This window comes from Psychrobacter aestuarii (genome assembly GCF_904846035.1).
GTDB classification, from domain to species: domain Bacteria; phylum Pseudomonadota; class Gammaproteobacteria; order Pseudomonadales; family Moraxellaceae; genus Psychrobacter; species Psychrobacter aestuarii.
In genome coordinates this window covers 1,933,419-1,949,682 of record NZ_CAJGYT010000001.1, presented here as the reverse complement: position 1 = coordinate 1,949,682, position 16,264 = coordinate 1,933,419, and the positions used below count along the sequence as shown (strand labels likewise).

General features: G+C 51.4%; 13 protein-coding genes. 9 read left to right on the top strand and 4 right to left on the bottom strand.

Annotated elements, in window-relative coordinates; translation table 11 throughout:
• The first annotated feature begins 16 nt into the window (after positions 1 to 16).
• Positions 17 to 751 (top strand): YbjN domain-containing protein, encoded by a 735-nt coding sequence (locus JMW05_RS08245; RefSeq protein WP_227691484.1) that lies wholly within the window; start codon positions 17 to 19, stop codon positions 749 to 751.
• Between the two features lie 43 nt (positions 752 to 794).
• Positions 795 to 1,703 carry a histone deacetylase family protein gene (locus tag JMW05_RS08240; RefSeq protein ID WP_201504823.1) on the top strand — a complete coding sequence of 303 codons (909 nt, stop codon included), beginning with the start codon at positions 795 to 797 and terminating at the stop codon, positions 1,701 to 1,703.
• 7 nt (positions 1,704 to 1,710) lie between these two features.
• Here JMW05_RS08240 and JMW05_RS08235 read toward each other — a convergent pair whose 3' ends face one another.
• Positions 1,711 to 2,487, bottom strand: a complete 777-nt coding sequence (locus JMW05_RS08235) for a sulfite exporter TauE/SafE family protein (RefSeq protein ID WP_201504822.1) — start codon at positions 2,485 to 2,487, stop codon at positions 1,711 to 1,713.
• A 33-nt stretch (positions 2,488 to 2,520) separates the two neighbouring features.
• Positions 2,521 to 3,864 (bottom strand): bifunctional phosphopantothenoylcysteine decarboxylase/phosphopantothenate--cysteine ligase CoaBC, encoded by a 1,344-nt coding sequence (gene coaBC / locus JMW05_RS08230; protein ID WP_201504821.1) that lies wholly within the window; start codon positions 3,862 to 3,864, stop codon positions 2,521 to 2,523.
• Positions 3,865 to 4,041: 177 nt separating this feature from the next.
• Between coaBC and radC the strand changes: the two genes are divergently transcribed.
• From radC to JMW05_RS08215, 3 genes are all read left to right on the top strand, one after another.
• Positions 4,042 to 4,761, top strand: coding sequence for a RadC family protein (gene radC / locus JMW05_RS08225; protein ID WP_201504820.1), 720 nt, complete (start codon positions 4,042 to 4,044; stop codon positions 4,759 to 4,761).
• Between the two features lie 245 nt (positions 4,762 to 5,006).
• The gene (locus JMW05_RS08220; protein ID WP_201504819.1) at positions 5,007 to 7,829 is read left to right on the top strand and encodes an acyl-CoA dehydrogenase; all 2,823 of its coding nucleotides are present in this window, start codon (positions 5,007 to 5,009) and stop codon (positions 7,827 to 7,829) included.
• A gap of 555 nt (positions 7,830 to 8,384) precedes the next feature.
• Positions 8,385 to 9,752: a dicarboxylate/amino acid:cation symporter gene (locus JMW05_RS08215; RefSeq protein WP_201504818.1), complete on the top strand. Its 1,368-nt coding sequence runs from the start codon at positions 8,385 to 8,387 to the stop codon at positions 9,750 to 9,752.
• A 110-nt stretch (positions 9,753 to 9,862) separates the two neighbouring features.
• Here JMW05_RS08215 and JMW05_RS08210 read toward each other — a convergent pair whose 3' ends face one another.
• Positions 9,863 to 10,621, bottom strand: a complete 759-nt coding sequence (locus tag JMW05_RS08210) for a TSUP family transporter (protein WP_201504817.1) — start codon at positions 10,619 to 10,621, stop codon at positions 9,863 to 9,865.
• Between the two features lie 371 nt (positions 10,622 to 10,992).
• Between JMW05_RS08210 and nhaA the strand changes: the two genes are divergently transcribed.
• A complete protein-coding gene (gene nhaA, locus JMW05_RS08205) occupies positions 10,993 to 12,192 on the top strand; it encodes a Na+/H+ antiporter NhaA (protein WP_201504816.1) in 1,200 nt (399 codons plus the stop codon).
• 158 nt (positions 12,193 to 12,350) lie between these two features.
• The gene (locus JMW05_RS08200) at positions 12,351 to 13,631 is read left to right on the top strand and encodes an oxygenase MpaB family protein (RefSeq protein WP_201504815.1); all 1,281 of its coding nucleotides are present in this window, start codon (positions 12,351 to 12,353) and stop codon (positions 13,629 to 13,631) included.
• Positions 13,632 to 13,713: 82 nt separating this feature from the next.
• On the opposite strand, the gene JMW05_RS08195 is transcribed toward JMW05_RS08200, so the two are convergent.
• Positions 13,714 to 14,454, bottom strand: coding sequence for an NUDIX hydrolase (locus tag JMW05_RS08195; protein ID WP_201504814.1), 741 nt, complete (start codon positions 14,452 to 14,454; stop codon positions 13,714 to 13,716).
• A gap of 310 nt (positions 14,455 to 14,764) precedes the next feature.
• Between JMW05_RS08195 and JMW05_RS08190 the strand changes: the two genes are divergently transcribed.
• On the top strand, positions 14,765 to 15,580 hold the full coding sequence (locus JMW05_RS08190; RefSeq protein ID WP_201504813.1) for an SDR family oxidoreductase: 816 nt from the start codon (positions 14,765 to 14,767) through the stop codon (positions 15,578 to 15,580).
• Positions 15,581 to 15,683: 103 nt separating this feature from the next.
• Positions 15,684 to 16,247 (top strand): NUDIX hydrolase, encoded by a 564-nt coding sequence (locus tag JMW05_RS08185; RefSeq protein ID WP_201504812.1) that lies wholly within the window; start codon positions 15,684 to 15,686, stop codon positions 16,245 to 16,247.
• Positions 16,248 to 16,264: the final 17 nt, after the last annotated feature.

Genomic DNA, 16,264 nt, shown 5'->3' with positions numbered 1-16,264 from the left:
AAAGACACGCTTACTTATGAGTCAAAACAACAAATCCCTTTGGCAAAAAATCAAACAGCTTTTTGGGTCAAACCCTGCCGCCACCGAAGCAAACGCAGAGCACACCGCCCAGCCGATCAGCGCCGCAACCGATAATGCCGCTGACGACATTGCAGAAGCCGCCACCGATACTCAAGCAAAAGCCAAGCCGCAAGGCGCTAAGAGCGCAACGGACAACACCAATGCCACGCCCATCACCGATACGCTCAAGCGCTATTTTGAGCAGCAAGACTGGCAGTACAATGAATATGCCGCCAAGTCCGATGACGCGCTGCACACCACGCACTTATCGCTACGCATGCGCCACAAAGACATTGAGTGTGGCTATCTGTTTCGTATTCAAGAAAACAATGGCTTACTGGCAGTGTATGGCATCTTGCCCTTTACCATTCCTGATAGTCATAAAAACGCGGCGCTGCTGCTGATGACGCAGATTAACTACGATATGATTGTGGGCAATCTGGAGATGGACCTCAGTGATGGCGAGATACGCTTCAAAAACGCGTTCGATATCGAGGTGGTGGGCATCAGTCACGACATCATCGACCATCTGCTACAAAGTGTGGTCGCCATGACGACGGTGGCGTACGAAGTGTTTGGGGATTTGCTAAAAACCCAATCGCCCGCCAGCGATATGGACAGCTTACTCCAAGAGCTGCAACAAGAAGCCGATGCGCGTACCTTCTTTTTGCCCACCGATTCGGTGCAGTAGTCACCCTCACGCGTTTGTCATTTATCGTTTAGAGATATTGTGTATGCTCAAGATTGCTTATTCCGAGATTTTTCGTTATCACGTGCCCGAAAAGCACCGCTTTCCCATGAAAAAGTACACCATGATACCCGAGCGCTTGCTAGCGGAGGGCACAATTACGACGGAGAATTTTTTTGCGCCGCGGGCACTGACTGAAGATGAAATACTGAGCACGCATACTGCCGAATACTGGCACAAGCTCAAAACCCAAACCCTAAGCGCAAAAGAAGCACGCCCGATTGGCTTTGAGATGACCCCTGAGCTGGTCGAGCGCGGTCGCCATATCGCGCACGCCACCTATCAATGCGCCTTATATGCCAAACAATACGGCATCGCCATGAACGTCGCAGGCGGCACGCACCATTCGTTTGCCGACCATGGCGAGGGCTTTTGTGTGTTTAATGATGTGTGTATCGCCAGCAATTTGCTGCTGTCACGCGGGGAAGCGCAAAAAATCTTAATCGTAGATTTGGACGTACACCAAGGCAATGGCAATGCCAGCATCATGGCAGATGAGCCGCGGGTGTTTGTGTTTAGCATGCATGGCGCAAAAAACTATCCGTTTCGCAAACCGCCCTCCGACTTAGACATCGAGCTGCCAAACGATACGGGCGATGCCGATTATCTATCGGTGCTCAAAGACACGCTGCCGCGCCTGATTACTGAGGTCGCGCCTGACATGATATTTTATCAATCGGCAGTCGATGTGCTGGCAACAGACAAGCTTGGCAAGCTAGCACTGACGCAAGCGGGCTGCTATGAGCGCGACCGCTTTGTCTTAAGTCAAGCCAAAGACGCGGGCATTCCTGTGGCAGTGGTGATGGGTGGCGGCTATTCAGAAGATATTAATGATGTGGTCGAGGCGCACTGCAACACCTTTCGCTTGGCGCAGGCGCTGTTTTTTGCGGGTTGATGGGTGCTTACATCAATAATTCTGCCAGACCCTGCCACGCCACGCGCACGCCCAATATGCTGACAATCAGCAGTATCAACTGGCGAAAGCGCGCCTGTGATAAGTAGCGGCGCAGATAAATACCAAACCACAGCATCAACATAGACAAGGCGCTTAATATCGCAATCAGCTGCCAATCGGGCGCACTAAGCGCGCCAATTTGCTCGCGCAAAACGATGATTTGCGCCACTTTACCAAAGAAATAACACAGATTACCGACCTTGGCGATGGTGTTTTTATCATCGCTAATCGACAGCAGATACATCATCAAAATGGTGGACATCGCATTGGTCGAGCCTCCGATAATGCCTGCCAAGAGTCCCGCACCGATTAAAGAAGCGCGTGTATTGGGCAGACGGATTTGCTTGCCCATCAGGCTGCTGATGACATAATACGCAATCACTGCCGCCAGCAATAGTAGCAAATACGTGCTGTCCACCCACAATAGCATTTGCGCGCCGATGACCCCGCCGATAAGACTCATCAGCGCCAGCAGCCAGTAATGCTTGAGGTAATAAATCGCATTGTGCCACAGACCCTGCCCGCCGCCGACCAGCCACGTCATGATGTTCATCAGCATTGAGGGAAACAGCACAAGGACGATGGCGTGTGACAGCGGATACATGCTGGCAAGCGCGGTGGTGGTCACCAAGGTCGAGCCAAGACCACTGATGCCATGCAATAAGGCGGCTGCCGCAAAGATAATCGCTAAGAGCTGCGTCTGTACCTCAGAATGGTCAGTCATGTCAGCTCCTTAGGCGGACGATAGGGTAAAAGATTAATGCGTGCAGGTTACCTGCGGCGTATGCTCGGGCAGCAGCGCACCGATAAGCGCGGCAAGCGCTTGCGCGATATTTGCTTTACTGTCTTTATCCAAGGTGACGGCGGCTTTGTTGTAACGCTCAGCGAAAAACACACGCATGGCATTGTCATCACTGGCAAAGCCAATATCGGTACGTGACACATCATTACAGGCAATCATATCGAGCTTTTTGGCGACCAGTTTACCGCGCGCATAATGCTCGACATCTTGCGTCTCTGCCGCAAAGCCCACCACGAACAAATCAGGATAGTTCGCCGCGATGGTCGCTAGAATATCGGGGTTTTTGACCAGCTCAAGCGCCATGGTGTCTTGGGTCTTTTTAATCTTTTGCGGCGCAGCGTCACGGGTGCGATAGTCCGCCACTGCCGCCGTCGCAATAAAGATATCGGCGGGACGCGGGGTGTCATCATGATGGTGATGGTGGTCGTGGTCATGATGATGGTCGTGGTCGTGGTCATGCTCATCATCGCAGCACGGCAGCGCAGGGTGAGTACCCTCGACGCATGCTGCACTGACCGCCAGCATCTCGGCAGCATCACGCACATCAATACGCGTCGCGCCAATCGGCGTCTCTAATGCCACTTTACCGCCAACGACCAGCACCACCTCAGCACCTGCCGCGATACAGGCGCGTGCTAAGGCAAAGCCCATCTTGCCAGATGAGTGGTTGGACAAATAGCGTACAGGGTCAATCGCCTCAATGGTCGGACCTGCGGTAATCACCACACGCTTACCTGCCAAGACCTGCGGCGTCGCTTGCTGGACGCAAAAGTGCAGCACTTGCGCGAGCAGCTGCTCGGGCTCAGGCAAGCGCCCTGCCCCCACATCGCCGCACGCCTGCTCGCCACTCTCAGGCATGATGATGTGGTAGTTCAAATCGCGCATTGTGGTCACATTCAGCTGTACCGCTGGGTGCGCCCACATCTGTTGGTTCATCGCTGGGGCAATCAGTACAGGGGCGGTGGTTGCCAAGCATACTGTGGTCAACAAATCATCTGCCGCCCCCATCGCAAGGCGTGCCAGTGTATTGGCAGACGCAGGCGCAATCACCACAAGGTCCGCCCATTTGGCAAGCTCAATATGTCCCATGCCTGCTTCTGCGCGCTCATCCAATAAAGAGGTGTGTACCTCATTGCCCGTCAGCGCCTGCAAGGTCAAAGGGGTAATAAACGCCTGTGCGCCTGTGGTCATCACCACACGCACATCAAAGCCTGCTTTGATTAATAAACGGGCAAAAACAGCCGATTTATAGGCCGCGATGCCGCCTGTGATGGCAAGTAAAATATTGGTTGTTGGCATAGCAAGGTTCACACAGATAGGAATACGCAAAAAAGAGCGTCTATAGTATCAATTATGCTTTGTATTGGGTAAGGTTTTATTCGCGGTTTTTTTGAAGTCGTTTATCGACATTTATTGTGCAAATTGTCATACTTTCTGGTCTTATGGTTTATTTTATTCGCTTGTTGAGACACGCTTATGGCAATCAAAGACTGGCATGCAGACGACCGCCCGCGCGAAAAGCTGCTGAATTTGGGCGCAGCGCATCTGAGTGATGCTGAGATACTGGCGATATTTTTGCGCACGGGTACAGCGTCGTTATCGGCTATTGAGCTTGCGCGGTCATTGATTGAGGAGTTTGGCAGTTTGGCGGAGCTGCTTGGCGCGCCGCAAGAGACGGTGCTTGCCTGCCATGGTATCGGCCCTGCCAAGTACGCACAGATTATAGCGTCACTTGAGATGGGTACGCGCTATTTGGGCAGTCAGCTCAAAGCGAAGCCAAACTTTGCCCATGCTGAGGTGGTCAAGTCGTATCTTAGCACCCAGCTGCGGCGCGAGCGGCGCGAAGTCTTTGCGCTGTTGTCACTCGACAATGCGCTACAGATGCTCAATTTTGAAAAGCTGTTTATCGGTGGGGTGTCGTCTTGCTCGGTGTGTATCAAAGAAGTGCTGCGCCATGCGCTCAGCCACAGTGCCACACAGCTGATTGTCGCGCACAACCACCCGCACACAGACGCTATGCCCTCAGCCGCCGACACCCACTTGACCGAGCGCTTGGCACAAGCCGCTTCGCTGGTAGACATGACGCTCGTTGACCATATTATTGTGGGGCGCAACGATGTGTTTTCGTATGCAGAAAATCGACTTTTGCCAGTGAGCATGGCTATTGATACAGATTCTCGACACAGCGTAGCATGATTGCTCTTGATAAGCGTCGACCATTTTTACATAGTGTTACTCTTACTTAGGGCAACCTTATTTTATGACAACATTGTTCAGCGATTGTGAATAATTATATTATAATCCTCACAGTAACCTACATAATGGCCAATAGATGCGCTATAGGTTATCACACGGTGTTGTTCATCATTAAAAAAAGCGGGTGACGCACGCTCAGCGCGTCTGTTATTGGTTTTTATTCATGCTTTGTTAGGGAGACAATCATGGCGATTGGCTTATTTATTTTAGCAGTCCTCATTCAGCTTGCCGTCGTCTTGGTCATCTTTTTGCTGTCCTTGTCACGTACCACAGGCAGCGTACTGGCGATTATTGCCGTACTGCTGACCATCTATATCAGTCCGTGGGCGCTGATTGTCGGTGTGCCGATTATTTTATTGTGTCTCACCTTATTGATTGACCCCATTCGCCAATCGCTCATCACTAAGCCCACGTATAAGGCGCTGGCAGGGGCAATGCCGAGCATGAGCGACACCGAACGCGAAGCCTTGGACGCAGGCACCAGCTGGTGGGAAAAAGAGCTGTTCATGGGCGCGCCCAACTGGAAGACCTTTGCCGATTATCCTTATCCGCTACTCTCCGAGACAGAACAGCGCTTTATTGACAACGAAGTAGAAACCTTGTGCTCGATGCTCGATGAGTGGGAGATTCAGCACACCTATCAAGGCATGCCGCCGCATATTTGGCAGTTTATTAAAGACAGCGGACTGCTTGGTCTGATTATTCCCAAAGAGTATGGCGGGCTTGAATTTAGCGCCTACGCGCAAAGCCGCATCATGAGTAAAATCGCCTCGCGCTCACCTACTGCCGCCGTCAGCTGCATGGTGCCCAACTCGCTCGGTCCTGGCGAGCTGCTCATGCACTATGGTACGGACGCACAAAAAGAGCGCTGGCTGCCTGGTCTTGCTTCAGGTGATGAGATTCCGTGCTTTGGTTTGACAGGACCTGAGGCAGGCTCGGACGCAGGCGCGATTCCTGATACGGGCGTGGTGTGCATCGGTCAGCATGAAGGACAAAACGTGCTCGGTCTGCGCATGACTTTTTCAAAGCGCTGGATTACGCTTGCGCCGATTGCTACGGTTGTGGGCTTGGCGTTTAAACTCTATGACCCTGAAGGGCTGCTCGGTGACGATGAAAAAAGCGACTACGGCATCACGTGCGCGCTGATTCCTGCCGACCATGACGGCGTGATTACAGGGGCGCGTCATTATCCAAGCGGCTCGCCCTTTATGAACGGTACAGTCGATGGTACGGACGTATTCATTCCGCTCGATTACATTATCGGCGGCGTGGACAATGCAGGGCGCGGCTGGCGCATGCTAATGGAATGCTTGGGCGTTGGGCGCGGTATCTCCTTACCTGCGTTATCGACCGCCGCCAGTGAAATGGCGTATCTGAATGTCGGCGCGTTTGCCAAAGTGCGCGAGCAGTTCAAAATCTCGGTCGGTAAGTTTGAAGGCGTGCAAGACGTGACCAGCCGTATGGCGAGCCAAACCTATATGCTAGAGGCATTTCGTCATTTGGTCACCTGCGGGCTAAACCAAGGCGGCACGCCATCGGTCATGACCGCCATGGCAAAATATTACGCCACCGAAACCATGCGCGACATCATCAATGACGGTATGGACGTGGTCGGCGGGCGCGCCATTCAGATGGGTCCGCGCAACTTTTTATCGACCTCTTATCAGTCTATTCCTGTGTCCATCACGGTCGAAGGCGCGAACATCTTGACCCGCTCTTTGATGATTTTTGGTCAAGGGGCAATGCGCTGCCATCCGTACTTGTTCGATGAGCTGCAGCTATTACAGCAAGAGGACAAGTCTGCTGCCCTCAAAGACTTTGATACGCTATTTTTTAAGCATTTGGGCTACACCTTTAACCGTGGCGCAAAAGCCTTTGTCGCAGGTTATCTAGGCGGCAGCAACAAAGTACCGCGCTTTGCCAACAAGTTTACCCGCCCCTACTATCAGCACGTCAACCGCTTGAGCGCAGGCTTTGCTTTGACAGCAGACATGGCGCTCGGCTTGCTCGCGGGCGATTTAAAACGTAAAGAGATGCTTTCAGGGCGTCTTGCAGATATTCACGCGCACCTGTTTATTGTCACCGCCATTTTGCAATTTTATCAGCATGGCAGTCAGTCAGAAGCGGAGCGCTTGCACGCACGCGTAGCGCTAGACAACAGCTTATACACCATTCAAGAGGCTTTTTTGGCGTTCTTTGACAACTTCCCGAACCGTATGGCCGCCAAAGTGGTGCGCTTTGTGACGTTCCCGACGGGTCGCATCTTTAGCCCTGTCAGCGATGAGCTTAAGCGTCAGCTGGGTGATGTGTTTATGACCGATGGCGCGGACAACCCTTTTCGCGACTATCTCAAAGGCATGGTGTACTACAACACCAATCCCGATGACGTTACAGGTCGCCTAGAGAATGCCTATCAGTCATTGATTGGTGTCGAGCCGCTGTGGCAGCGCTTTAAAAAGGCGGAGCATCAAGGCAAGTTTGCAGGTTTGAGCTTTGAAGACCATGTGGTTGCCGCCAGCCAGCAAGCCTTTATTACCGAAGAAGAAGCCGAAGTGCTGATTGAATACAACGCCATGCGCTTTGATGCGCTCTTGACCGATGTGTTCGATGCACAGCTGACCAACGCGCTAGAGCGCCCCAACCCGCACAGCCTAGACAATGCAGTGTATCAGCTGACCGACTACGCCGAGCGCAAACGTGATTATCAAGACTCGCTCCCTCCAAAAGTGCCTGAGACGCACAGCGGCGATGAAAACCCCAACCACGGCTATGAGCCTGATGGCGATGTCAAAACCCAAAATCAGCAACGCTCGCCAGCAGATGCCGCGCAGCAAACCAATTTTAACCAGTCCAATCCTGATGAGGAAGCGCTAGCGCACCGTTACCGCGATGCCGAATCGACCTTAAGCGAGCGTATGGGACGCAACCACGCATCGCTGGACGACGATGCGTATGACGACCCTACTACAGAAGCCGATGGGGAAGATGATACGCCACCACGCAAGTAGCTAACGCTATTGCCTGTAAAGTCATCTGTCTTTTTATGGCTTAGCAAGGATTGTTTTAGAGCGCGCGCTAACCACTGGCGCGCTTTTTTATGCCGTCCAGCCCTTGCCAGTTCTGCCTTTTACGCATTAACAAAAAAACTTTTGTTTATCCTACGATATAAAAGGCGTAACATAATAGACATATTGAATGTATAGTCAAGTAAACGGCTATGCACAATGATTGAATATATATAAGCGTATGGCTGCCTGTTTAACAAGAAAAACTTGCTGATATAAATAAGGATTTTCTTGCTAAACATCGGCCATAACGTACCACCTCCCTAATTAAAAGGACTTACATTAAGCGGGCTGTCACTTTGTGATGAAAAAAACTTACGAGTTTCAAAAAAATCTTGCAGTTGTTTTGTGAATGCTTTTATAGTGGCGCGGGCAATTGACGTAAGTGATTGTCAAAAGAATGTTACAGACATAACCGCAGTGTCGCAGGCATGGGTAGATACGCTCTTTATTGCCCTTTTTGCTGACCGCTGTTATGCATGACCAAGGATATGGATTATGTGGAAAAATTTAGGACTCACGGGCAAGATTATCGTTGCCATGATACTCGGTATCATCGTCGGTCTGGTGATAAACGGGCTGAACCTCAATGGTGAAGGCGGCTTTGTAAATACATACATCACCAACGGCTTTTTTGCCATTGTCGGCACACTCTTCGTCAACTCGTTAAAAATGCTGGTCGTACCCTTAGTACTGGTCTCGCTCATCTGCGGGGTTTGTGGTATTGGTGACATCCGTTTGCTCGGACGTATCGGTACCAAGACTTTCTTTATCTATATGGTAACGACCGCCCTTGCGATTGCCACCGCCATTGGTTTGGGCTCGCTGTTTGGTATCGGCTCAGGTATGAACATCGCCACTGATGCTGCCTTTGAAGCCAAGGAAGCGCCGCCGCTACTAGAGGTATTCTCAAACATCGTCCCATCAAACCCCATCGCTGCGATGGTTAACGGCGATATGCTCTCCATCATCTTCTTTGCCATCTTGCTTGGCGTCAGTATCTTGATGGTGGGCAAACCTGCTAAGGGGTTGGTACAGAGCCTAGAGCTGATTAACGAAGTCATCCTAAAGATGGTGACCATCATTATGAACCTAGCCCCTTATGGTGTCTTTGCGCTACTTGCCAAAGCCATGTCGGAGCTGGGCTTTGAGTTGATTTTGTCACTACTTAGCTATATGGCAGTCTTGGTTGGCTCGCTTGCCTTCCACTTCTTTGTCACTATGATGATTATCTTAAAGCTGTTCTCAGGACTCTCTATACGCACGTTCTTGACCAAAATGCGTGAAGTACAGATTTTTGCGTTCAGTACTTCAAGCTCAAACGCGACGATTCCGATTACTTTACGTACCGTCACCAAGCGTATGGGTGTTGATAACTCGGTCGCGTCGTTCACCGTTCCCTTTGGTGCAACTATCAATATGGATGGTACGGCCATCATGCAGGGTACAGCGACCATCTTTATCGCCAATATTTACGGCGTAGATTTGAGCGTTGTGGACTATCTTATCGTTATCTTGATGTCGGTACTCGCCTCTATCGGTACGGCAGGCGTCCCTGGTGTGGGTCTGATTATGCTGTCGATGGTCTTTGCGCAAGTCGGCTTGCCTGTCGAAGGTATTGGTCTCATCTTGGGTGTGGATCGTATTCTAGACATGCTACGTACAGCAGTGAACGTCGGCGGTGATGCGGCAGTAACGGCTATCGTAGCCAAATCTGAAAGCAAGCTCGACCTTGCCGTGTATAACGACCCTGATGCAGGTTCAAAAGACGTGTATGATGGTCACATCGACGAAGACAGCGAGCGTGAGCTGTCAGCGGTATTCCACGATGGCAAAATGGGCAGCGAGTACGAAAATCGTCCCTAATGCCAACGGCGTTTAACCGCTCGTTAGTCAATCATGCAATAAAAAAGCCACCAACGTATTGGTGGCTTTTTTTATGGTTGTTCATGGGTATGAGACATAAGAAAAAGCCGCTATTCACTCATCACATATTTGGTGACCATCGCCAAACACACCAGCACAATCACAGGGCGTATCAGCTTGCTGCCGCCTCTGACCACCATATGCGAGCCCAAGTACGCGCCGATGGTCTGCCCAACCAGCATGGCAAAGCCAACGACCCACAATACCTTGCCACCCAAAATAAAAAAGATAAGCGAGCCGATATTGGTAGATAGGTTCAATACCTTAGCGGTGCCTGTCGCCTCGATGATTTGGCGACCGCGCAGTGCCACATTGCCGAGCGCAAAAAACATCCCCGTCCCAGGACCGATGTAGCCATCATAGGCACCGACTAAGGGCACGGCGATTTTTTGCCATTTGCCCTCACTGATGCGCGGCTCTGCTTCCACATCGCCAAGGCTTGGCGCAAACAAGGTATAAATACCAATCGCCGCAATCAAGAAAGGAATGACGGTCTCTAGCATGTCAGGTGGGGAGAGCTGTACCGCTATCGTACCGATAACTGAGCCTAAAAATGCGGCAACAATCGCAGTTTTCATTTGGCTTGGCTTGACCACGCCTTTTTTTATCATGGTGATGGATGCGGCAAGCGCGCCCGATGCTGCCTGAAATTTGTTGGTGCCCAAGGTCAGGATGGGTGGGATGTTTGCCAGCAGCATTGCGGGTATGGTGAGCAGCCCACCACCCCCTGCAATGGCGTCAATAAAGCCCGCCACAGCGGCGACGACAACCAGCATAGCAATGATGTCTAATGATAAGGAGATGTCCATATTGCTAGCCTTATAAAAAAAATTATGCTAAAAGGTAACAGCTTTGATATAAATTGCACAGCAAAATGAGCAAACTTTTGGTGAACGATGCGTTTTGGTCGTCCTCGCCAAGGGTCTTGGGACAAGGCTTACGAGACTACGCCATTGATACGTACCTAAGCGTAACAATGGGGTATGATATCAAGAATGGGTCAAGGGTTTGACGGATTTTACAACCATTATAACGGTGTTTGTTAAGACATCGGCTACGCGCAACGGATGCCGTAGTAGACAAAACTCCTTTATCTGGCGTGCGGACATCCCTTTTGTGATGGCGGACGGCACAGGATAAAGATGGCAATATTTTTTAGTATTTAGCAAATGAGGATGATATGGCAATACAAAGGGTTAAGGCGTTTTTTGAGTACGAGGCAGCAGGTGGCATTGTTTTGGCTCTCGCCGCTATCGCTGCGATGATTATCGCGAACACGCCACTACATGATTGGTACGAAGCCTTTATTCATGCGCCTGTCTCCGTTCGTATTGGTGATTTTGCCATTGCTAAAGATGCGCACCACTGGATTAATGATGGTCTGATGGCGGTGTTCTTTTTCTTGGTCGGCTTGGAGCTAAAACGCGAGGTCTTGGTCGGTGAGCTGTCGAACGTCAAGCAGATTATTCTGCCTGCAGGCGCGGCGGTTGGCGGTATGATTATGCCCGCTTTGGTGTATGTGTTCTTTAACTACCATGACGCGCATTATCTAAAAGGCTGGGCGATTCCAGCGGCGACCGACATTGCCTTTGCTCTTGGTATTTTAAGCCTATTGGGTAACAAAGTACCCAACTCGCTCAAAGTGTTCTTGGTATCTATTGCGATTTTTGATGATATTGGCGCGATTTTAATCATTGCACTGTTTTATACCAGTGATTTGTCGCTCGGCTCATTGGCGATTGCGGGTCTGTGTTTACCGTTCTTATATCTACTAAACCGCCGCAACGTGACCAGCATCACCCCTTATTTGCTTATCGGCATCATCATGTGGATTGCGGTACTCAAATCAGGCATTCACGCGACGCTTGCGGGTGTGGTCTTGGCGCTGTTTATTCCGATGTTTGACCGCACCGACCCTGAGCACTCACCGCTTGAGGAGCTGGAGCACGACTTACAGAACACGGTATCCTTTGGTATTTTGCCGATTTTTGCCTTTGCCAATGCGGGTATTTCTTTGCAAGGCGCGGGCGTTGCCGAGCTGTTCCATTCTGTACCGCTCGGCATCGCGGCAGGTCTGTTTATTGGTAAACAAGTCGGCGTGATGCTGATGTGCTGGATTATCTTTAAACTTGGTATCTCAAAAATGCCAAGCGGTATGGACTTTAAACAAATCTATGGCGCGGCGCTGCTCTGCGGTGTGGGTTTTACCATGAGTTTATTCATCGGCGGTCTGGCATTTGGCGGCGAGACGCCTGGCTTCGATGAGCGCTTGGGCATCATTATGGGCTCAATCATCTCAGGTATCGCAGGCTATGTGATGCTCAAGCTGACGCTAAAAGACAATGTGAACACCACGTCGGTGGACTTGACGCGTCATTAATGACATTGCGTAGCGATGATGCTACATTGATAGTCGACGGCTGTGCGCTCTAGATTGTCAAAAAACGACCGACGCCCTGTGCCTCGGTCGTTTTTTTATGCCTGCTATTTAGGGCTCACCTTGTTATCCTTTTTTACTTTTCATAGGCTGCGTTGATTATGCCGACTGCTCATACTTCTGTTGATGCTGCGTGTTACTTACGCCACGGGCGCACCACACGTCCTGATGACCACAGTGATTTACAAGTACTGCGCCGTATCAAGCGCTTTTTGTTGCCCAAGGATTTCGTGGTTTCGCCCGCACTGTTGAGCGATATGGCGGCAGGCTATGATATTGGCGATGGGTTGATGGACAGTTTGTGTATGCAGCGGCTGCCTGTGATTAAGCCTTTGCAGCAAATGGCGGCAGGCGATATTGACACGCACGAGTATATGGCGCTGCCTGAATTTGCGGCATTGACCGAGCAATTCTCCGCGCATCCTGAGTGGTTCGACCCTAAGCTTGCCGAAATCGGCGCGACCGCTTATCGCCGCTATCCGCTGATGCTGATTTGGCTGCTGCGCAATGTGGCATTGATGGCGGGCTATAGCATTCCTGCCCTATCCTTACCGCTCATACAAACAGGAGCGCTGGTACACGACGCGCTACCGCGACTGATGCGCACCTATGCCTATATTTTGGCAGTGTCGGAATATCCTGCCCTCAAAAAACAAGCGGACGCGCCCCTGTCACAAGTACTGGCGATTGGTAGCGAGGGCTGGCGACAGTCGATTCAGGTGCGCTACATTCATAGCGTGGTGCGCCGTCAGCTACTGCACGAGACGCCGAGCGCGGCGGCATTGGCGAACGGCGCTACGCCCACATGGAATACCGATTACTGGGGCATACCCATCAATCAAACCGACATGGTGGCGACGCATTTGCAGTTTTCTTTGCTTATTATGCGCGGTTTGCAGCTTTTGGGCGCACGTATCAGTAAAGAGGAAGCAGCGGGAATATTGCACCTTTGGAGCCTTGCCAGCTATTGGCTGGGTGTGGACATCAAGCGCTTGCCCGAGGACGAAACCGCCTGCTGGGAATGGCTGTACAGCTATCTGTCGATACAGCAGCTGGACTTTAAGATGGGGCGACCTTTGGCAAAGGCATTGCACGACTTGCCCAGCCAAATCATGGGTGAAGACAATCGGCGCGGGCGCTTTGTCGAGCAGGTCAATGCCAGCGTGACGCGTACGCTGGTCGGCGATGATATCGGTGATGGCTTGGACTTACCCAAACCCAAACTGCGCTTTGGTGTCTTGTCCTCCGTACCGATTCTCTTTGCCCTCGACACCGCGCGCCAGCGCAACGATAAAGTTGCGGACAAGCTGGAGCGCTTTCGTGCCAAACGCCAAGACAACATGAACTGGTGGCTCAAACAAAACGACAAGTATTATCAGTAATACTTGTCATAAAAACGCTAAGGTACCGTGCTGTCCTGTTGAGTGCTTTGGCGCGCCAACCGCTAGCGCATGAAGAGTAGACTCAATCGCGGGCACTGGCAGGACGGCGGTAATACCAGTCAAACTCCCTATCAAAACCAATCTCCATCAGACTTGCCAGTACACGCCCCGTCAGACCCCAGACAGTCTCGCCATCGACCTGCCAGCTGGGCGTCACCAGTGTCATATTTTGCTCACCTATTGTATAAGGCACGGTGTACTCTACGGTCGGCGCGGCAAGCAGCGCCTCAAAATCCGCCCAAAATATCCGCGCAATCTCGCCAAGCTCAGGCACGAGTACCAAATCAGCGTCAATCAGTGCCACGATAGGACGCACGCTCAGCCCTTTTTTGGACTCTTGCGGCGGCAGCTGCCCAATGATATGCACGCGACTTGCGGGCAACGCAGTCTCCTCACTCGCCTCGCGCAGCGCGGTCACCACATTATTGCCATCGCCTGCGTCATGCTTGCCGCCCGCGCACGACACCTCGCCTGCATGATTGTTCAAGTGCCCAGCACGGCGGGTTAATAACAAGCGCGGTCGTGCCTCATTGGTGATGGCGACCAAAATCGACGCATCGGCGATGGGCGTCTGATACAAACGCGCTAAGATTTGCGCGCTGTGCGAGATGTCGCTGGTCTCATTCTCATGGCTTGGGATGTCCGCCGTGCCGAGTAGCCTTTGCTGGAGCCTTGCAGTCATTTGTCTGAGTATCGGCTGCTCGATATGCTGCGGCAAAGCAACGCTCAATTCATCAAAACGTGGTGAGTGCTCAAGCGGCATGCCCTACTCCTTATCATTTTTATATGTTTTTCTGTGCTCTTTAGCATAGCCTAAAACGCAATTTGAATCATCCGCGTATCTGTGTTGAGCATAAATGGCGCGCGTGTTGTAGATATCTTGCTGCTTTTACATCGCCGCTACGCGCAGTAACGCACCGTAGCAACAAACTGCCTTGCCTCAAGTCTGTGCGTGCTACGCTTGCTACTGCTGGCTTAAAGCGACACCAATAAAGTTTTTATAAAAAATACGCGCCAAGCCTGCAAATACCAATAACTTTCTATTAATAATAAAACCGATAAGGAAAACCCTCATGGCAGACCATCTCGACGACTTACTCCCTGACGTAGAATACATCACCGACGACTACAAAGGCGCGGACAAGCTCAAAGACAAGCGCGTCATCATCACAGGTGGCGATAGCGGTATCGGGCGCGCGGTGGCACTACACATGGCACGCGAGGGCGCAAAAGTCGCGATTTTTTACCACAGCGATGAAGAGCAAGCCAATGAGACACAAAAAGGCATCGAAGCCGAAGGCAGCGAAGCGCTGGTCATTCAAAACAATGCCAGTGATAGCGACAGCTGCAAAGATGCGGTGCAACAAGTGGTTGATGCGTGGGGCGGCATGGATGTGCTCGTCAACAATGCAGGCATGCAAAAGCCGTATAACGATTTGACCGACATCAGCGATGACGACTGGCAACAGCATTTTGATGTCAATATGGCAGGGATTTTTTATACCACTCGCGCCGCACTGCCCCACATGCAAAAAGGCAGCAGCGTGATTAACACCACCTCGGTCAATGCCTTTGTCGGTAATGACGTGCTCGTGCCCTACACCGCAACCAAAGGCGCTATCGTCGGCTATACCCGCGCGCTTGCCTTGCAGCTTGCGGAGCGCGGCATTCGTGTCAATCAAGTCGCCCCTGGTCCTATCGCCACCGAAATCCAAAAGGCGTTTAAGGACTTTGATAAAGACATTATCACATCCATGACCACACCGATGGGACGTATCGGGCAGCCGTATGAGCTGGGCGGTGCGTATGTGTTTTTAGCCTCAAGTGACAGCAGCTTTGTCACAGGGCAGACGATTCACGTTAATGGCGGCATGATTACCAATGGCTAAGCGCGATAAAAAGCGCCACCCTTTGTCACAGGAAGTCCCTATGCATGCCCAACATTTGCGCTACAATGGGGCTTATTTTTATTTTTGCTAAAAGGTAGCCCGTATGCGCTATTGCTTAGAATGCGGTCACGAGGCCGAATACAAAATCCCTGAAATGGACAACATGCCGCGCTTGGTCTGCCCAAACTGCGGCTACATCCATTATGAAAACCCCAAAATCATCTGCGGCACGCTGGTGGTACATGAAGACAAAATATTGCTCTGCCGCCGTGCTATCGAGCCGCGTTACGGCTATTGGACGATACCTGCAGGTTTTATGGAAAATGGCGAGACCATCGCCGAGGGCGCAGCGCGTGAGAGCTTTGAAGAAGCGGACGCCACCGCCATCAACCCGCAACTGTACTGCATCTATGACATTCCTGATATTGGGCAGATTTATATCATTTACTTGACCGACCTAAAAGACGGCGCGTATGGCGCTGGGGTTGAGAGCCTAGAATGCGCGCTGTTCGATGAAGTGGACATTCCGTGGGATGATGTCGCCTTTGAAGCGGTCAAACGCACGCTCAAGCGCTACTTTAATGACCGCGTTACACATGATAGCCGCGCCAGCTACCCTGTGCATCAAGACCGCATCAGCAAAGACAAAAGCATTAAGCGGTATTAGGTGTAATTAATCATCTT

Excerpts from the sequence above, each read along its gene's own strand:
- JMW05_RS08245 (WP_227691484.1), top strand. The coding sequence starts at position 17 with ATGAGTCAAAACAACAAATCCCTTTGGCAAAAAATCAAACAGCTTTTT.
- JMW05_RS08240 (WP_201504823.1), top strand. The coding sequence starts at position 795 with ATGCTCAAGATTGCTTATTCCGAGATTTTTCGTTATCACGTGCCCGAA.
- JMW05_RS08235 (WP_201504822.1), bottom strand. The coding sequence starts at position 2,487 with ATGACTGACCATTCTGAGGTACAGACGCAGCTCTTAGCGATTATCTTT.
- coaBC (WP_201504821.1), bottom strand. The coding sequence starts at position 3,864 with ATGCCAACAACCAATATTTTACTTGCCATCACAGGCGGCATCGCGGCC.
- radC (WP_201504820.1), top strand. The coding sequence starts at position 4,042 with ATGGCAATCAAAGACTGGCATGCAGACGACCGCCCGCGCGAAAAGCTG.
- JMW05_RS08220 (WP_201504819.1), top strand. The coding sequence starts at position 5,007 with ATGGCGATTGGCTTATTTATTTTAGCAGTCCTCATTCAGCTTGCCGTC.
- JMW05_RS08215 (WP_201504818.1), top strand. The coding sequence starts at position 8,385 with ATGTGGAAAAATTTAGGACTCACGGGCAAGATTATCGTTGCCATGATA.
- JMW05_RS08210 (WP_201504817.1), bottom strand. The coding sequence starts at position 10,621 with ATGGACATCTCCTTATCATTAGACATCATTGCTATGCTGGTTGTCGTC.
- nhaA (WP_201504816.1), top strand. The coding sequence starts at position 10,993 with ATGGCAATACAAAGGGTTAAGGCGTTTTTTGAGTACGAGGCAGCAGGT.
- JMW05_RS08200 (WP_201504815.1), top strand. The coding sequence starts at position 12,351 with ATGCCGACTGCTCATACTTCTGTTGATGCTGCGTGTTACTTACGCCAC.
- JMW05_RS08195 (WP_201504814.1), bottom strand. The coding sequence starts at position 14,454 with ATGCCGCTTGAGCACTCACCACGTTTTGATGAATTGAGCGTTGCTTTG.
- JMW05_RS08190 (WP_201504813.1), top strand. The coding sequence starts at position 14,765 with ATGGCAGACCATCTCGACGACTTACTCCCTGACGTAGAATACATCACC.
- JMW05_RS08185 (WP_201504812.1), top strand. The coding sequence starts at position 15,684 with ATGCGCTATTGCTTAGAATGCGGTCACGAGGCCGAATACAAAATCCCT.